Source organism: Streptomyces sp. NPDC030991 (genome assembly GCF_055571235.1).
In genome coordinates, this window is sequence record NZ_JBVIFR010000017.1 from 48,853 (window position 1) to 65,203 (window position 16,351).

Sequence of the window (16,351 nt, forward strand, 5' to 3'; positions counted from 1 at the left end):
TTGCGTCGCTGTGTGTCGCTGTGCGCGGCTCAGTCCCGAGCCGACGGGGAACGCAGTTCCCGCCGGAGGATCTTCCCACTTGCCGTCTTGGGCAGCTCGCGCAGGACCTCCACCTCGCGCGGGTACTTGTACGCGGCGAGGCGCTCCTTGCAGTACGCGGAGAGCTCGCCGGCGCTGATGTCCGCGCCGGGGCGCAGGCTCACGTACGCCTTGACGCTCTCGCCGCGGTAGGCGTCCGGGATGCCGACGACGGCCGCCTCGCGCACGGCGGGGTGGGTGTAGAGGACGTCCTCGACCTCGCGGGGCCAGACCTTGAAGCCGGACGCGTTGATCATGTCCTTCTTGCGGTCGACGACGTAGAGCCAGCCGCGCGCGCCCATGAACCCGATGTCGCCGGTGCGCAGTTCGCCGTCGGGGAAGGCCTCGGCGGTGGCGTCCGGGCGGCGCCAGTAGCCGGGCACGACCTGGGGGCCGCGCACCGCGATCTCGCCCTGTTCGCCGAAGGGGACCTCGTTGCCCAGGTCGTCGAGGATGCGCACGACCGAGTCGGGCCCGGGCACGCCGACCGCGAGGGTGCCGGAGACCGGGTCGACGGGTGCCTCGACGCCCGGCGGCACGGAGGCGCAGGGCGCGGTGCACTCGGTCAGCCCGTAGCCGTTGTGGATGTACGGGCCGAAGGCGGCGCGGAACTTCTCCACGAGGGCGGGCGGCACCGGCGCGCCGCCCGACGATATGGAGGCGAACGAGGCGAAGTGCTCGCGGGTCGCCTGCGGCTGGGCGCCGAGCGCCATGAAGGCCGTGGAGGGGCCGACGGTGTAGGCGGGCCGGTGCTCGGTGAACGCGTCGAGGACGACGCCCGGCTCGAACCGGTAGGCGAGCGCGAGGGTGCCGGTGTTGGCGAAGCTCGCGACGAGTTCGCAGACCATGCCGGTGATGTGGAAGAGCGGCGCCAGCGCGAAGTACGTGGCGCCCTCGGGCAGTCCGAGGCCGGTGCGCTGCCGCTCGGCGTTGTACGTGATGTTGCGGTGCAGGTTCGTGGCGCCCTTCGGGGTGCCGCTCGTACCGGACGTGTAGCTGATCAGCGCGGTGTCGTCCGGGCCCGGCGTCCGGCCTTCGGGTACGGCGTGGCCCGCGCGCGCGACCGTCACGAGGTCGTCGGCGTCGTCGGCCGCCGGGGTGACCCGCTCGAACGTCAGGACCCGCTCGTCGCCCCGCGTCTGGAAGTCGAGTTCACAGGCGGTGAGCACGATGCGGACGGTCGAGCCGGCGGCGGTCTCGCGCAGGTACGCGTCCCAGGCGCGGTCCGCGCAGACCAGGGCGGTCACCTCGGCGTCGCGCAGGACGTGCCCGACCTCGCCCGATTTATACATGGGGTTGACGGGGACCACGACCGCGCCCGCCTTGAACGCGCCGAGCAGCGCCAGCACGAAGTGCGGGGTGTTCTGCAGCATGATCGCGACGCGGTCGCCGCGCTCCAGGCCCCGGGCGGCGAGATGGCCGGCCACCGAGTCCGACAGGGCGTCCGCCTCGGCGTACGAGAGGCGGCCGTCGAAGTAGGCGAGCGCGGTGCGGGCGGGGGCGCGGCGCACGGCGTCGGCGAAGGCGTGGAGGACGGTGGGGGCCGGGGTGACCGGGGCCTTCTGCGCGTCGTTGAGGACGCCGAGCCAGGGCCTGGCGGCGTAGATCGACTCCGTCGCCGGGTCCGCCGGGGAGTCCGTGAGGTGGTCCGTCACTTGGCGGCCTCCCACTTCTGCTGGATGTGGTTCATGCCGGTGAGCCAGCGGTCGGGGACGGCGGCGCGGGCCGCGTAGTACTCGGCGACCTCCGGGTGCGGCAGGATCAGGAAGCGGTCCTCCTCGATCCCCGCGAACAGCGCCTGGGCGACGTCCTCCGGCTCGATGGCGGTCGGCGCGAGGACCAGGTCGCCCGCCGATCCGGCCGCGGTGAGCATGTCGGTGCGCACGCCCTGCGGACAGATGGCGTGCACCTTGACCCCGCGGTGGCGGTACGTGAGGGAGAGCCACTCGGCGAAGGCGTACGCGCCGTGCTTGGTGACGCTGTACGGGGCCGCGCCCACCATGGTGAGCAGCCCGGCGGCCGAGACGGTGGAGACGAAGCGGCCGGTGCCGCGCTCCAGCCAGTCGGGGAGCAGCGCGTGCGCGGCGCGGACGTGTGCCATGACGTTCACGTCCCAGGCCGCTGCCCAGACCTCCTCGGCGGCGGCCTCGGTGCCGCCGGAGGCGAGGCCCGCGTTGGCGCAGTAGACGTCGACGGTGCCGTCGAGGGCGGCGCGGGCATCGTCGATGATCGCGGAGGCGTCGCCGGGGACGGCGGTCGCGCCGATCTCGTCGGCGACCGCCGCGGCCTTGGCCGCGTCCAGGTCGTTGACGACGACACGGGCGCCGGCGGCGGCGAACCGGCGGGCGATGGCGGCGCCGATGCCGCCGCCCGCGCCGGTGACGACGATCCCCTGGCCTTGCAGACTCTCCACTATCGGTCTCCTTCGACACGACGCGAAACGGCTCGGTTGCGTCAGCAGACTAACCAGTCGGTATGTGGTCGGGGAAGGGGTTCCGGCGGGTGATCCAGGTGAGCTTCGTTCCCCGCGGCCGGTCCGGGCGCTAGCGTGCAGGGCCATGCCAGTCCCGTTGATCACGGAGGTTTCCCGCATGAACGTGTCGAGACGAACCCTGCTCGCGGTGGGCGCGGGAGCGGTGGGCGCGGCCGGCGGGCCGAGCGTCGGTGCCGGGGTGGCGAGCGCGGCGCCGGGGGGCGGCGGACCCCGCCTGCGGACCGGCTTCGAGCGGCTGGCCGCCGACGGTTACGCGCTGCTCGACGGCGACAAGGTCGGCATCGTCACCAACCCGACCGGGGTCACGCGGGACGTGCGGCACATCGTCGACGTGATGCATGCCGACGAGCGCGTCGACCTGACGGCGGTGTTCGGGCCCGAACACGGCTTCCGCGGCACGGCCCAGGCGGGCGGGTCGCAGGGGCGCTACGACGATCCGGCGACCGGACTGCCCGTCTACGACACGTACTTGAAGAGCGGGCAGCCCCTCGCCGACGTCTTCACGGCCTCCGGTGTCGACACGGTCGTCTTCGACATCCAGGACGTGGGCGCCCGCTTCTACACGTACATCTGGACGCTGTACGACTGCATGGAGGCGGCGCGGCTCGCGGGCAAGCGGTTCGTCGTCCTGGACCGCCCGAACCCGGTGACCGGCCGGGGCGCGTACGGGCCGGTGCTGCACAAGGAGTTCGCGACGTTCGTCGGCCGCCGGGAGATCTCCCAGGCGCACGGCATGACGGTCACGGAGCTGGCCCGCCTCTTCAACGGCGAGTACCTGACGCACCCCGTCGAGCTCGCCACCGTCACCATGACGGGGTGGCGGCGGCGCGACTTCTACGACGTCTCGGGGCTGCCGTGGGTGCCGCCGAGCCCCAACATGCCGACGGCGGACACCGCGCTCGTGTACGCGGGGACGTGTCTCTTCGAGGGCACCAACCTGTCCGAGGGGCGCGGCACCACGCGCCCCTTCGAGCTGATCGGCGCCGACGGCATCGACGGGCGCTGGGCCGCCGCGGTCAACGAACTCGCGCTGCCGGGCGTGCACTTCAGGGAGGCGTACTTCGCGCCCACGTTCTCCAAGTTCCAGGGCAGGACGATCGGCGGCGTGCAGCTCCACGTCGACGACCGGGAGGCGTACGACCCGGTCCGCACCGGGATCGCCCTGCTCGTCACCGCCAAGGCGGTCTGGAGCGACTTCGCCTGGCGCTCGGACAACTGGATCGACAAGCTCACCGGTTCCACGAAGGTCCGCACGATGATCGACGCGGGGGCCTCCACGGACGAGGTCGTGGCGGCGTGGCAGGGCGAGCTGGCGGCGTTCCGGAACGTGCGCAGGCGCTACCTCACGTACAAGTAGACGCCACCGGGTCTCAGCACCCGAGACGGACCGTCTCAGGCATTGACTGCACTATGCAGCTACCGAGACAGTGCGGGGCGTGCTCAAAGACGAATCGACCAGGGAGAACGCGCGCGCGGACGCGGCGCAGGCCGGATCCGGTCCAGGGCCCGAACCGGAGAGCCTGCGCCGCGTGGCGGTGGCGAGTTTCATCGGGACGGCCATCGAGTTCTACGACTTCTACGTCTACGGAACCGCCGCCGCCCTCGTCCTCAACGAGGCGTTCTTCCCGAACCTCTCCTCCCTCAACGCCACCCTCGCCTCCTTCTCGACGTACGCCGTCGCCTTCGCGGCCCGCCCGATCGGCTCACTGGTCTTCGGGCACTTCGGCGACCGCGTCGGCCGCAAATCGGTCCTGGTGGCCTCCCTGCTCCTGATGGGCCTCTCCACGGCCTGCGTCGGCCTGCTGCCCGGCTACGACACGCTGGGCGTCTGGGCGCCGCTGCTCCTCGTCCTGCTCCGGTTCCTCCAGGGCGTCGGCCTCGGCGGCGAGTGGGGCGGGGCGGCGCTGCTCGCCGTGGAGCACGCGCCGCGCGGCAGACGCGGCATGTTCGCGGCCTTCCCCCAACTGGGCCCATCTGTCGGCTTCTTCGCGGCGACCAGCATCTTCTGGCTGCTCTCCGAGTCGCTGTCCGACGAGGCGTTCCGGTCGTGGGGGTGGCGCGTCCCGTTCCTGCTCTCCTTCCTGCTGGTCGCCGTCGGCCTGTTCGTCCGGCTGAAGATCAGCGAGACACCTGTCTTCGCCAAGGTGATGCGGGACCAGGAGGCCAGCAAGGCTCCGGCCCTTGAGGTCTTCAAGCGCCACCCGAAGGAGATCCTGCTCGGCGCGGGCGGCATGGTCGTCGCGTACGGCCTCTTCTACACGGCGACCACCTACTGCCTCGCGTACGGCACGAAGACGCTGGGCGTGCCTCGCGGCACCATGCTCGCGGTGTCGCTCGTGGCGTGCCTCTTCCTGGCCGCCGGCACCTGGCTCGCCGCGACGCGCTCCGACGCGGGCGGGCGCCGCAGGACGGTGCTCGTGGGTTCCGGGCTCGCGGCGGTCTGGGGCCTCCTGCTGTTCCCGCTGATGGACACCGAGCGGCCCGCGCTCATCGCGCTCGCGCTCGGCGGGGCCCTGTTCTGCATGGGCGTGGTGTACGGCCCGATGGGCGCGTACCTGCCGGAGCTGTTCGGGGTGCAAGTGCGTTACTCGGGCGCCTCCTTCGCCTACAACCTGGGCGGGGTGCTCGGCGGCGCGGTGGCCCCGCTGGTGGCGACACGGTTGCAGGGCGCGTTCGGCTCGTCGTCGGTGGGCTGGTACGTGAGCGCGATGGCGGTCGTCTCGCTGCTGTGCGTGCTGGCCCTGCCGGAGACGCGCGAGCGCGCACTCGACTGATTGCGCCCGTACGCGACGGGACGTATGGCCAATCCCCGGCAGCGGCAGGACGATGCGGCACATCGCACGCACGACTGCCACGGGGGTTGGCCATGGCCGTACCGGAAGTACACGTACGTCCCTACTGGGAGCTGCAGTTCGACGCCGACGGGGATCCGGAGCCCGGACGCCGGGACCGGCTGCTGCGCGAGGTGCGCGGGCGCGGGGTGCGGGACCTTGTCGTCCTCGCGCACGGCTGGAACAACGACCGGGCCATCGCGACCCGGCTCTACGACCGCTTCTTCGCGCCGTTCCCTGCGCTCGCGTCGGGCGCCGGGATCGGGTACGTGGGCGCGCTGTGGCCCTCGATGCGCTTCACCGACGAGGAGATCCCCGACTTCCACCCGGCGCGGGCGGCCACCGCCACACCGCCGCGCACCACGCTCGCCGAAGGCACCCGGCAGGCGCTCGTCGCGACCTTCCCGGACAGCGAGGCGGTGATCGGACGGCTGGCCCGGCTGCTGGAGCGGCAGCCGGAAGAGGCGGAGGCGTTCGACCAGTTCGGCGGTCTGGTACGCCAGTTGGCCGGTATCCACCCCAGCGCCCACGGGGCGGACGTCCAGGACGAGGACTCGCCGCACAGCGCTCCCGCGATGCTCCAGGAGAACACGCACACCGTGTGCCTGCGGTTCGCCGACGCTCTGGAGGCCGCGGCGGCCGGGGCGGGCATCCGGCTGCCCGGCGGTCTCGCGAAGGCGTGGAAGGGCGCGCACGAACTCCTGCGGCAGGCCACGTACTTCGCGATGAAGAGGCGGGCGGGCAAGGTCGGCAAGGACGGGCTCGGCCCGCTCCTCGGCCGGCTGGCGGACGCCGCCCCGGACGTGCGGGTCCATCTGGTGGGCCACAGCTTCGGGGCGCGCCTCGTCTCGTTCGCGCTGTCCGGCCTGCCGGCCGGTGACCGCAACGTGAAGTCGGTGACGTTGCTTCAGGGCGCCTTCTCCCACTACGCGTTCGCCGACCGCGGGGTCCTGAAAGGGCGCCAGGCCCGGATCGACGGCCCGCTGGTGTCGTGCCACTCACGCTTCGACTCGGCACTCGGCACCATCTACCCGCTGGCGTCCCGGCTCGCCGGGGACGACGAGGGGGCTCTGGACCTCGGCGCCCGCTGGGGCGCGATGGGGTTCGACGGGATCCAGGACATCCCCGGCACGGTCCGTCTCACGCTCGCGGACGCGCTGCGGTCGGGCGTTCCCGGCACGGGGTGCGTGAGCGTGGACGCCGCCCAGGTCGTCCGGGCCGGGGGGCCTCCGATGGGGGCCCACAGCGACATCTGCCACGAGGAGCTGGCACGGGTGGTACTGGGGGCCGGGCGGATGCGCGCCTAGGTCCCGCGCGGGCTCACGGACTCGCTCCGGGTGTGGCCCTCCGAAGTGCCGGAGGGCCACACCCGGAGCGGCGGCGTACGGGCTTCCCGCGCCCCTACCGGTGGGCCGGGAACACCCTTACCGGTGGGCCGGGAACTCCACCACCTGCTGGTACGTGGGCCGGTTCTGCCACTGGATCCCGCGGTGCGTGATGCCGCCGAGGGCCCGGTGGATGATGCTGTCCGCGCACCACTGGTCGCCGGCCTTGCAGGCGTCGTCCCCGGGGTAGACCTCGGTGGCCGGTTTCGCCGCCGCGGTGGCCAGCGTGGTCAGGAGCGCGTCCCGGCAGGCCGAGAGGTTCCCGGCACCGCAGTACGTCTCCCCCAGCTTGCCCTGCACCGGCTGCCCCAGCACCGTCCGCAGGTCCTTGTCGACATAGCCCCACCAGCCGTACTGGAACGCCGACCCGGCGTGCGCGCCGGTCGGGCCGTGGCCGGCCGAGGGCGACTCGTCGACGCTGAGCTGTCCCGTCAGCGCCTGGTAGAGGTCGCCGCCGAGGCCGGGCTCGAACTCCGCCCGCACCAGCAGCGGCCACCACGCGTCCATGATCCGCACCGCGTCCGGATGCGCGTACGCCTTCGAGCCGGCCGACGTCTGGTTGCGCTGGGCGCCCGCCGTGCGCCATGCCTCCAACTGCTGGACGGCCTTCGCGAGTTGCGGGTCGTCGACCGGTTTGCTGCGGATGACCTTCAGGATCTCCGGCAGGACCTGTTCGCCCCGCAGGTCGGTCACCGCGGCCTCCTCCATGGCCTGCGTCAGCGAGGCCCGCGTGACCCCGCCCTCGGCGGTCAGCTTCTTCACGCGGTCGTCGAGGAGGTTGGCGCGCTGCACGGCGCCCAGGCTGAAGTTGGCCGCGGTGAAGTCCTTCGCCTGCTTGTTGTTCCAGGAGACGTAGTAGTCCTGGTCGACCGACTGGGGGTGCTGGGACGGCGGCGTCTGGGCCGCCGTGTTGTCGGCCGGGTCGAAGTCCTGCCATTCATAGGCCTGTTCGCCCTTGATCGGCAGCGACATGTCCACGTCCTTGGCGCGCACCGGGTTGTCGCCGCTGTTGTAGTACGCGATGGAGTGCGAGTCGGCGTAGAACCAGTTGAAGGCGTAGCTGATGTGCTCCGCCGCCTTCTCGAACGTCGCGGCGTCCTTGACGTACGACGGGTCGTTCAGCATCTGGAAACCGATGATCGAGTCGGCCTCGTGGCGGTACGTCGAGCGCAGCGACGTGTAGGCGACGGGTTTGCCGTCGACCGTCGCGCGGTGGGTGACGACGCCGTACTTGGTGCGCAGGACCTGCATCCGGTAGGAGCCCGCGGCGGTCGAGTCGGCGACCGTCGGTTTCCAGGCGTTCTTCTTCTCCAGCTTCTCCATCGGGGTGCAGGTGCCGCGGTAGAGGTAGGAGGTCGAGTCCTTGGTGGGCGTGGCCCCGCCCGGCTCGCACAGCGGTACCGCGTACGTGTCGGTGATGTCCTGGCCCGCGGAGGTCGCCGACCACGCGTAGTCCTGGCCGCGGCCGAGCTGGATGTACATGCCGACGCCCGCGAAGGAGACGCCGCGCGCGCTGATCCCGGGGCCCTGCAACTCCTGCATCATCAGCAGCTGTGGCGCGAAGTAGCCGGTCTGGGGTCCGAACACGGCGACCGGGTGGCCGGACGCGGTGTGCTTGCCGGAGACGAGGAGGGCGTTCGACATGCCCTTCTTGGAGGCCGGGTCCCGGAACATGTCGGCGGGCAGCACCCCATCGTCGTACATGCCCTGGAGCGGTTTCAGCTTCGCGGGGGCCTTCACCGGGTCCTTGGCCACGGTGCCGGACTTCGCGGCGGTCGCCGCGGAGCCCGTCCGGTCGTACACGAGCGGCTCCCTGGCGACGGAGCCCTTGTCGGGGAGGGCCTGGCCGCGCGCGTTCTGCGGCTTGGTGCCGTACGGGAAGCTCGTGCCGTCGTGGATGGTGGTGACGGCCTCGGGGTCGTTGCGGCCGCGGAAGGACTCCCAGACCTGGGTGCCCTTCTCGACGCCGTACTTCTCCTGGGACTTCATGAGGGAGAGGGCCGCGTCGACCTCTCCCCCGCCGCCGTTGCCGAAGAGGCCGCCGACCACCGAGGCCAGCGCGATCATGTCGGTCACCTTGAACGGCTGTATCTCGCCGATGTTGGTGATGGCGTCGATCTTGCCGGTGAGGACGTACTCGCCCGGGAAGTAGCGGCCGTTCTTGGACTTCTCGCGGTAGGCGTTGAGGCCGTCGATGTACGCCTGCGCGTCGGCCATGGCCTGTGCGCCGCGCTCGCCGCCGGAGCCCTTGATGAAGTCGACCTGCTTCTGCAGATCCGCCTCGGTGTACGGCGCCTGCGGCCAGAACTCCTGCTCGAGTCCCTGGTTCGCGAGGGCGCCGCCGGCGAACGACGTGAGCTCGCCGCGGCCGATGTGACGGAACAGGTCGATCAGCCAGAGGCGGTCCTGACCTGCGGCGAAGCCGGCGCCGAACTCGGTTCCGTAGCGCGTGGAACCTTTGATGTGGGGTACGCCGTTCTTCTTGTCACGGGTGATGGTCACGTCGTCGCGGGGACGGGTGACCGAGCTCACCTGATCGCCGGGGACCCCGAAGGAGGAATCGTTGAAGAAGTTCGTGAGCGTGTCATCCGTGAGTGAGGGGTAGCCGGACGAAAGGGCGTCATAGGGGCCGAGTTGATCGTCGGCGTGTGCGGGCTGGGTACCGAGCAGCTTGTTGGCGAGGATCTCGGCGAGCGTGGCGTTGCCGTTCGCTCCGGGCGGCAGGATGTCCGCGCACTGCCCCTTGCAGTAGTCGCTGACGGGTGCGGGTTCGTCGGCGGCCGTGGCCGTCGAGAGAGGGGAGAGCAGTCCCGCGGTGAGCACGAGCGCCGCGGCGGCCGTAAGTCTCCGCAAGGAGCCGCTGGACTTGTCGCTGGACTGTCGGTGCTGGGTGGTTCGTGGGATGCGTCGTCGCATGCCTGGTCCTCCCGACGATGGTGAGCCGGAGGTTACCGGCGGTTAGCCGACGACAGAAGATGAACATGCGTCACGTTTTCGGAATCATCACAGGGAACACTCGACGACTCCCCGGCCTCGGAAGGTGCCGGTGATGGGCCCCATCGGAAATCGAATGGGACCGACCGCCCCGAAGAGGGATCCGAATCGCGTGTCGATACGTCTACTCGGCGACGTCGCTTCATTGCTGCGGCGACGCCGACGTACGTGTGACGGAGGTGCAGGGCGATGGCTGGATTCCGGAGTCTGGCAAGACAGGTGCGCGACCCCATGAGCGACCTGGCACTGCGGCGCTACTCACTGCGCAAGTGCCTGGAGAGATTCGCTCCCTACGGCCACCGGGCCACCTGGGACCACCTGTGCTCCCGGGCCGGGTTCGGCCCCGAGGACCGCTCCCCCGACCCGGCCCGCCTGGTGGCGGCCCTGGAGGAGCTGGAGGAGGCGCGGGCCGTGTGGCTCGCGTACGAAGTCGCCTTCGCACAGCGTCGGCGCAAGGAGAAGCACGACGGGCTGCGCCGCCCGGGCAGCGTCGATGACTGGCACCGGCTGACCTGGGGCGGCTTCGGGGTCGCCTGGTGCGACGACCCGTCGGTGCACCCCGCCGGACCGCTCGCCGACGTGCTCCGCCGGCTGATAGCCGCCCTGGAGCGCGAACCCGGCGGGTGCTGCCCCGTGTGCATGGACACGGCGCTCGTCTGGAGGCACGACCTGGCGCACGAACCGTCGTCGGGCCCCGTCTGTTCCCACTGCGGCATCGTGGTGCCGCGCCCCGTCCTCACCTCCACCGCCCTGGCATCGGCCAGGCGCGCGCGGCTGCTGGTCACGGCATAGGGCGACGTACAGCGCGACGGGGGTGCGGGCCGGACACCGGGGCACCCCCGGATTCACCACTGTCCGGGAATCGCCTCAGGCGCTGCCGGTCGAGCAGCGCGCGACGCGGCACAGGCGCCCCAGTAGGTCCCGTGCTGCTCCAGAGCCCCGTCGGCGCGCGGCGGTGAGCGGGGACAGATGCGGGTCAGGCGCGTCGGGTGGTGTCACGCTCCGACTCTGCGAGGCGTGCGAGGCGTGCCTCCAACGCGGCGGTGTCGGGCAGGAACCAGAGCTGGCGGCCCCGGTTGCTCTCCCGCACGAAGTCGCCGAGTGCCGTACTGGCGGCGGTCCGCGTCCCGATGTCACCGATGATGGCGAGGCGCATCCGGTAGTTGACGAACTTCTGCACCACGTCGCCCGCGACGCGCGTGCGCAGCCGGAAGAAGTCCGCTCCGCACCGCGCGGCCGGGACGGCCACCCAGGCGGCGCCGCGGTATCCGGCGTCGCCGATCAGGTCGAGCGCGGCGCGCTCGCCGTCGAGGGGCGGGCCGTCGGGGGCACACACGAACACGGGAACGCCCGCCAACTCCATTAGTTCGTCGGTCGGTTCGGCCATCGGACGCCCTCCACCAGCGGATCGGACCGCCAGGGTAACCTCAGGGACTGAGCACGTCCGTCTGGATGGCCAGCTTGAGCTCGGCCAGGGTGAGCGCCACCGCGATCCCCCGGCCCCCGGCGCGCGCCGAGACCTTCAGGCCGACCGGCGTGCCCGGGTGCACGAACATCTGCCAGGTGTAGGAGCGGTACTGGCCGCCGCCGGTGGCCGAGATGTCCGTGGTGGCCGTCGAGTCGTAGCGGGTGGACAGGCTCAGCGGGTCGCGCACGAAGCGGGCGCGGTACTCGGTGGCCCGGCTGTCCGGGGCCCAGAAGACGAGCGCCGACAGGGTGCCCCAGCCGTCGTGGCTCGGCCAGATCAGCCCGGAGCGGGCGTCCGGGTAGGCGGAGGTGCCGCTGCCTGCGGCCGGGTCGTGCATGCGCCACGGGTCGTACGACTCCTCGGCCGCCTGGTACGGGAAGCGCACGAGGTGGTAGCCGTCGCTGTCGTAGGTGATCTTCTGCTTGCCGGAGTGCGCGGACTCGTACTTGAGTGAGCTGATCGCTACTGGCATGTCGTTCCCGGCCTCCCGGGGTGAGTGGCTGCGTGTCGGTGGCTCCGAGTGCCGGTGGCCGCTTGTCGGTGGCTGCTGGCACCATCGCGTCCATGGTCTTCGTGCAGGTATGTCTGAACGGTGCGCGTGGCGCGGACGACGGCGCGGTGGTTCCGCTGTCGCCCGGCGCGCTGGCCGAAGCCGCCGGGGCGGCGGTCGCGGCAGGCGCGTCGGATGTGCATGTTCACCCCAAGTCCCCATGTGGGCAAGACACGTTGTCGCCACGTTCGGTCGCGGCCACGCTCACGGCCGTCCGTTCCCGGGTCTCCGTGCCGGTCGGCGTGACCACGGGCGCGTGGGCCGAGCCCGACCCCGGGGCGCGGGTGGCCCGGATCCGGACGTGGACCACGCTGCCGGACCACGCGTCGGTGAACTGGCACGAGGCGGGCGCGGAGGCGGTGGCCGCCGCGCTGCTGGAGCGGGGCGTCGGGGTGGAGGCGGGGATCTGGTCGGGCACGGACGGGGCGGAGCGGTTCGCGGCGTCGCCGCTCGCGCCGCGGGTCCTGCGGGTACTCGCCGAGGTGACCGAGCCCGACCCCGGCCCGGCCGAGGAGGCGGCCCGCTCGCTGCTGGGCGAACTCGGCTCCGCGCACGGGCTCCCCGTGCTGCTGCACGGGGAGGAGGGCGGGGCGTGGCCGGTGCTGCGGCTCGCGCTGCGGCTCGGGCTCGCGACGCGGATCGGCCTGGAGGACACGCTGGTCCTGCCGGACGGGGTGCGGGCCCGGAGCAACGCGGAGCTGGTGGAGCGCGCCGTCGCTCCGTGAGGCGCCGCCCGGGCGGCGCCGGGTCCTCGTCGTGGCACGGCCGCGGGCCGGGGCGGTCACTCGCCCGCCCGCCCCCTACGGGCTCGCCACCCCTGCCACCAGGACTCCCGTCCCCGGCCGCGACGGGCGCCGGCGGTGCGGCAGTCGCGCTGTGCAGTAGAGCGCGTCGCCGCGCTCCAGGACGTAGCGCGTGCCGTCCACCTCCACCTCGGCCGAGCCGTCGGCCACGTAGAGGATCTCGCCACCGGCGTGCCGGTACTCGCGGTCCCGGTCGCGGTCGCCGGTGAACTCCAGGGCGTGCGGGCGCTGTTGCCCGCGCACGAACGGACGCACCCCGCCTTCCGTCGCGGCCGGGTCCGTGCCCCTGGCGGTGGCGGTCTTCCTCCGGATCGCGCGGGAGTACGGTCCGGCGACGGCGTCCGGCTCGGTCCTGGTCTCGGCCGCGCCGGCCGTCAGCGCGTCGGAGGGTCCCGGCGCTCCGCCATCAGACGCGAGCCGGTGAGGCGCTCACCGAAGACGTCGTCCGGGTTGGACAGCACGCAGGTCTCCAGGGAGAGGCAGCCGCAGCCGATGCAGTCGGTGAGGTGATCGCGCAGGCGGCCCAACTGCTTGATGCGCTCGTCCAGTTCGGCCCGCCACGCCTCCGAGAGGTGCGCCCAGTCCTCGCGGGTCGGGGTGCGCTCCTCGGGGAGTTCGGCGAGGGCGTCGCGGATCGTGGCGAGCGGGATCCCGACGCGCTGGGCGGCGCGGATGAAGGCGACCCGGCGCAGGGTGTCGCGGGTGTAGCGGCGCTGGTTGCCGGAGGTGCGGCTGCTGGCGATCAGGCCCTTGGACTCGTAGAAGTGCAGCGCCGAGACGGCGGCGCCGCTGCGCGCCGACACCTGGCCGACGGTGAGCTCATGGACCTTCTCCGGAATCTGCGGCACCCGGCCGAGCCTAGTGCCCCGGCATCCCGGGTTGTTAGCATGCCAGGAGTTCTGAGCAAGCGCTTAGACATGGGACTGGGAGGTCACTGGAGATGGCGGAGCCGCGGGTTTTCAAGGATGCCGACGAGCTGAAGGCCGCAGTCGGTGAGCAGCTGGGCCACACGGACTGGGTCACGGTCGAGCAGGAGCGGATCGACCGGTTCGCCGAGGCGACCGGTGACCACCAGTGGATCCACGTCGACCCGGAGCGCGCCAAGGAGGGCCCGTTCGGCACCACCATCGCGCACGGCTACCTGACGCTGTCGCTGCTGCCGCTGTTCGGGCCGCAGCTGATCGCGGTCGAGGGCGTGAAGATGGGCGTCAACTACGGCACGAACAAGGTGCGCTTCCCCGCGCCGGTGCCGGTCGGCTCGCGGCTGCGGGCGACGGCGAGGATCACGTCCGTGGAGGACGTGCCGGGCGGGGTGCAGGTGGCGGTGGCGTTCACCGTGGAGCGCGAGGGCGGGGAGAAGCCGGTCTGCGTCGCCGAGTCGGTCTCCCGCTACTACTTCTGAGCGTCCGCTCCCACCATCCTGAGCACGAGGTCGGCGTAGAGCGCGCCGACCTCGTCGGGGGTGCGGCGGCCCTCCGTGTTGAACCAGCGGGCCACGTCGATGCAGAGGGAGAGCACGGCGAGCGTCGTGCCGGGGACGTCCGGGACGTCGAACTCGCCCGCCTTCACCCCGTCGTTGATGATCTCGCGCACCGCGGCGTCGCTGCGGCGGCGCAGGGCCACGATGGCGGGGCGGTGCTCCTCGCCGAGCGAGTCCAGTTCGTACTGGACGACGCGGGCGGTCGTGTGGTGCCCGGCGTGCCAGCGCACGAAGGAGCGGACCGCCTCGGTCAGCCGGTCGGCGGCGCTGCCCTCCCCGTCGGCCGCGCGGCGCAGGATCCGCAGCGCCTTCTCGTGGCCGATGGTGCTGATCCGCAGGAGGAGCTCCTCCTTGGTCTTGTAGTGGATGTAGAGCGCGGCCGGGCTCATGCCGGCGCGGCTCGCGATGTCGCGGGTCGTGGTGGCGTGGTAGCCGCGCTCGGCGAACGCCTCGACCGCGGCGACCAGCAGTCGCCGGGCTGCGTCGGGGGTGACCTCGGCCCACGGCATCGCGTCGATGTCCTGGTCTGCCTGGTCAGGGGCCCGCTCGTGCTGCGTCATCGGTCCGCTCACATCCTCCCGGGTACGTGCGCCCACACCATACCCTCCGGGGTGAGCGGGCGCTTAGGCCAGGCGGCGGGACGGTGGCTCAGGCCACCGGCCTGAACGGGTCGTGCTCGGCCAGGATCTTCTCCAGGCGGGCCTGGTCCACCCGGCTGACGATCTGGCCGGCCTCCTGGCGGTCCCTGATCACCTTGGAGAGGGTGAAGGCCGACGTCGTGAGGTACAGGACCGAGATGGCGAGGAAGGCGCGGATCCAGCCGCTCGCGTCGAGGCTGTAGATGCCGATGCCCACCGCCGCGAGCGCCACCGCGAAGGAGGCGAGCGCCTGGCCGTAGAAGGCTGTGGTGTTCTGCTGCTTGACCGGTGTCTCACTCATACCGCACAGCATGGAGCGCATGTGGCCGCCGTCACCTCCGCTCCCCTACTCAGGTACGTACTCAGACCGGCGGTCGCGCGCCCCGGCGGGGGCCGGGGCTCGTCCGGGGATTCTCGGGCGGAGGCGGTCTCAGAACGCCGAGACCCCCGTGAGGGCGCGGCCGATGATGAGCTTCTGGATCTGGCTGGTGCCCTCGTACAGGGTCATGACGCGGGCGTCGCGGAGCAGCTTGCCGACCGGGTACTCGTCGATGTAGCCGTAGCCGCCGAAGACCTGGAGGGCGTTGTTGGCGGCGCGGACCGCGGCCTCGGACGCGAAGAGTTTCGCCTGCGACGCGGCGGTGGCGAAGGGTTCACCGCGGTCGATGAGGTCGGCGACGCTCCAGGTCAGCAAGCGGGCCGCGGCCACGTCGACCGAGATGTCGCTGATCAGTTCCTGGACGAGCTGGTACGAGGCGATCGGCTTGCCGAACTGCTCGCGCTCGCCCGCGTAGCCGACCGCCGCGTCGAGCGCGGCCTGGGCGATGCCGACGCAGCCTGCGGCCACCGACATCCTCCCCTTGGCCAGGGCGGACATGGCGATGGAGAAGCCCTTGCCCTCGGGGCCGAGCAGCGCGGCGGCGGGGACGCGGACGTCCTCCAGGACCAGTTCGGCCGTGGCCTGGCCGCGCAGGCCGAGCTTGCCGTGGATGGTGCGGCGGGTCAGGCCGGGGGTGTCGGTGGGGACCAGGAAGGCGGAGACACCCTTGTGGCCCGGCGCGTCGGTGGAGCGGGCGAAGAGGAGGACGACGTCGGCCCAGGTGCCGTTCGTGATGAACATCTTCGAGCCGTTGATCACGTACTCGTCGCCGTCGCGCACGGCCCGCGTCGTCAGGCTGCCCGCGTCGGAGCCGGTGCCGGGCTCGGTGAGACCGAAGCAGCCGAGCGCGTCGCCCGCCGTGAGCCTCGGCAGCCAGTGCCGCTTCTGCTCCTCGGTGCCGTACGACTGGATCGTCTTCGTCACCAGGCCGAGGGAGACCGAGACGATGCCGCGCACGGAGGAGTCGCCGCGCCCGAGCTCCTCGGTGACCAGGCAGTACGCGAGGTGGTCGCCGCCCGAGCCGCCGTACTCCTCGTCGATCGTCAGGCCGAGGAAGCCGACCTCGCCGAGCTTCTTGACGATCCCGCGGTCCACCTCTTCGGCCCGGTCCCACGCCACCACGTTCGGCGCGATCTCGCGGTCCACGAAGTCCTTGGCCAACCGCCGGACGGCCGTCTGCTCCTCGCTCAGCTCCAGATTCATGGACGACTCCCCAGGCACGCGCGGCAGATGCTCGTAAATTAGCACTGC

Annotated in this window: 16 protein-coding genes; 6 read left to right on the forward strand and 10 right to left on the reverse strand. The window is 71.9% G+C overall.

The genetic code is table 11. From position 1 onward, the window contains the following. Positions 1-29 precede the first annotated feature (29 nt). Together ACZ45E_RS28335 and ACZ45E_RS28340 are read right to left on the reverse strand one after the other, a co-directional pair. On the reverse strand, positions 30-1,733 hold the full coding sequence (locus ACZ45E_RS28335; RefSeq protein WP_468225652.1) for a class I adenylate-forming enzyme family protein: 1,704 nt from the start codon (positions 1,731-1,733) through the stop codon (positions 30-32). Continuing rightward, positions 1,730-2,494, reverse strand: a complete 765-nt coding sequence (locus ACZ45E_RS28340) for an SDR family NAD(P)-dependent oxidoreductase (RefSeq protein ID WP_468225926.1) — start codon at positions 2,492-2,494, stop codon at positions 1,730-1,732. Before ACZ45E_RS28340 ends, ACZ45E_RS28335 begins: the two co-directional genes overlap by 4 nt. A gap of 175 nt (positions 2,495-2,669) precedes the next feature. On the opposite strand from ACZ45E_RS28340, the gene ACZ45E_RS28345 reads away from it, so the two are divergent. From ACZ45E_RS28345 to ACZ45E_RS28355, 3 genes are all read left to right on the forward strand, one after another. Continuing rightward, on the forward strand, positions 2,670-3,929 hold the full coding sequence (locus tag ACZ45E_RS28345) for an exo-beta-N-acetylmuramidase NamZ family protein (protein WP_468225654.1): 1,260 nt from the start codon (positions 2,670-2,672) through the stop codon (positions 3,927-3,929). A gap of 163 nt (positions 3,930-4,092) precedes the next feature. Then, positions 4,093-5,346, forward strand: coding sequence for an MFS transporter (locus ACZ45E_RS28350; protein ID WP_468225929.1), 1,254 nt, complete (start codon positions 4,093-4,095; stop codon positions 5,344-5,346). Between the two features lie 92 nt (positions 5,347-5,438). Further along, positions 5,439-6,710, forward strand: a complete 1,272-nt coding sequence (locus ACZ45E_RS28355; protein WP_468225655.1) for a serine-threonine protein kinase — start codon at positions 5,439-5,441, stop codon at positions 6,708-6,710. A 117-nt stretch (positions 6,711-6,827) separates the two neighbouring features. Here the strand turns inward: ACZ45E_RS28355 and ACZ45E_RS28360 are convergent, their stop codons facing one another. Continuing rightward, on the reverse strand, positions 6,828-9,704 hold the full coding sequence (locus ACZ45E_RS28360; protein WP_468225657.1) for a penicillin acylase family protein: 2,877 nt from the start codon (positions 9,702-9,704) through the stop codon (positions 6,828-6,830). A 267-nt stretch (positions 9,705-9,971) separates the two neighbouring features. Between ACZ45E_RS28360 and ACZ45E_RS28365 the strand changes: the two genes are divergently transcribed. Further along, on the forward strand, positions 9,972-10,574 hold the full coding sequence (locus tag ACZ45E_RS28365; protein WP_468225658.1) for a hypothetical protein: 603 nt from the start codon (positions 9,972-9,974) through the stop codon (positions 10,572-10,574). Between the two features lie 184 nt (positions 10,575-10,758). Here the strand turns inward: ACZ45E_RS28365 and ACZ45E_RS28370 are convergent, their stop codons facing one another. Beyond that, positions 10,759-11,169, reverse strand: a complete 411-nt coding sequence (locus ACZ45E_RS28370; RefSeq protein WP_468225660.1) for a DUF4180 domain-containing protein — start codon at positions 11,167-11,169, stop codon at positions 10,759-10,761. 40 nt (positions 11,170-11,209) lie between these two features. Continuing rightward, complete coding sequence (locus ACZ45E_RS28375; protein WP_468225662.1) at positions 11,210-11,722, reverse strand: hypothetical protein; 513 nt, start codon at positions 11,720-11,722, stop codon at positions 11,210-11,212. A gap of 92 nt (positions 11,723-11,814) precedes the next feature. On the opposite strand from ACZ45E_RS28375, the gene ACZ45E_RS28380 reads away from it, so the two are divergent. Then, complete coding sequence (locus ACZ45E_RS28380) at positions 11,815-12,525, forward strand: 3-keto-5-aminohexanoate cleavage protein (RefSeq protein WP_468225664.1); 711 nt, start codon at positions 11,815-11,817, stop codon at positions 12,523-12,525. A gap of 75 nt (positions 12,526-12,600) precedes the next feature. On the opposite strand, the gene ACZ45E_RS28385 is transcribed toward ACZ45E_RS28380, so the two are convergent. Together ACZ45E_RS28385 and soxR are read right to left on the reverse strand one after the other, a co-directional pair. Next, a complete protein-coding gene (locus ACZ45E_RS28385; protein WP_468225666.1) occupies positions 12,601-12,858 on the reverse strand; it encodes a cupin domain-containing protein in 258 nt (85 codons plus the stop codon). 119 nt (positions 12,859-12,977) lie between these two features. After that, a complete protein-coding gene (soxR, locus tag ACZ45E_RS28390) occupies positions 12,978-13,451 on the reverse strand; it encodes a redox-sensitive transcriptional activator SoxR (RefSeq protein WP_468225667.1) in 474 nt (157 codons plus the stop codon). Between the two features lie 92 nt (positions 13,452-13,543). Between soxR and ACZ45E_RS28395 the strand changes: the two genes are divergently transcribed. After that, complete coding sequence (locus ACZ45E_RS28395; RefSeq protein WP_468225670.1) at positions 13,544-14,005, forward strand: MaoC family dehydratase; 462 nt, start codon at positions 13,544-13,546, stop codon at positions 14,003-14,005. On the opposite strand, the gene ACZ45E_RS28400 is transcribed toward ACZ45E_RS28395, so the two are convergent. From ACZ45E_RS28400 to ACZ45E_RS28410, 3 genes are all read right to left on the reverse strand, one after another. Continuing rightward, complete coding sequence (locus ACZ45E_RS28400) at positions 13,996-14,643, reverse strand: TetR/AcrR family transcriptional regulator (RefSeq protein WP_468225673.1); 648 nt, start codon at positions 14,641-14,643, stop codon at positions 13,996-13,998. The two genes, ACZ45E_RS28395 and ACZ45E_RS28400, sit on opposite strands and share 10 nt — an antisense overlap. Positions 14,644-14,731: 88 nt before the next feature. Further along, complete coding sequence (locus ACZ45E_RS28405; RefSeq protein ID WP_468225676.1) at positions 14,732-15,022, reverse strand: YiaA/YiaB family inner membrane protein; 291 nt, start codon at positions 15,020-15,022, stop codon at positions 14,732-14,734. Positions 15,023-15,151: 129 nt separating this feature from the next. Further along, complete coding sequence (locus tag ACZ45E_RS28410) at positions 15,152-16,303, reverse strand: acyl-CoA dehydrogenase family protein (protein ID WP_468225679.1); 1,152 nt, start codon at positions 16,301-16,303, stop codon at positions 15,152-15,154. Positions 16,304-16,351 lie beyond the last annotated feature (48 nt).

Coding starts and splice junctions, on each gene's coding strand:
- ACZ45E_RS28410 (WP_468225679.1), bottom strand. CDS start 16,303: ATGAATCTGGAGCTGAGCGAGGAGCAGACGGCCGTCCGGCGGTTGGCC.
- ACZ45E_RS28365 (WP_468225658.1), top strand. CDS start 9,972: ATGGCTGGATTCCGGAGTCTGGCAAGACAGGTGCGCGACCCCATGAGC.
- ACZ45E_RS28375 (WP_468225662.1), bottom strand. CDS start 11,722: ATGCCAGTAGCGATCAGCTCACTCAAGTACGAGTCCGCGCACTCCGGC.
- ACZ45E_RS28360 (WP_468225657.1), bottom strand. CDS start 9,704: ATGCGACGACGCATCCCACGAACCACCCAGCACCGACAGTCCAGCGAC.
- ACZ45E_RS28355 (WP_468225655.1), top strand. CDS start 5,439: ATGGCCGTACCGGAAGTACACGTACGTCCCTACTGGGAGCTGCAGTTC.
- ACZ45E_RS28395 (WP_468225670.1), top strand. CDS start 13,544: ATGGCGGAGCCGCGGGTTTTCAAGGATGCCGACGAGCTGAAGGCCGCA.
- ACZ45E_RS28400 (WP_468225673.1), bottom strand. CDS start 14,643: ATGACGCAGCACGAGCGGGCCCCTGACCAGGCAGACCAGGACATCGAC.
- ACZ45E_RS28370 (WP_468225660.1), bottom strand. CDS start 11,169: ATGGCCGAACCGACCGACGAACTAATGGAGTTGGCGGGCGTTCCCGTG.
- ACZ45E_RS28405 (WP_468225676.1), bottom strand. CDS start 15,022: ATGAGTGAGACACCGGTCAAGCAGCAGAACACCACAGCCTTCTACGGC.
- ACZ45E_RS28345 (WP_468225654.1), top strand. CDS start 2,670: ATGAACGTGTCGAGACGAACCCTGCTCGCGGTGGGCGCGGGAGCGGTG.
- ACZ45E_RS28380 (WP_468225664.1), top strand. CDS start 11,815: ATGGTCTTCGTGCAGGTATGTCTGAACGGTGCGCGTGGCGCGGACGAC.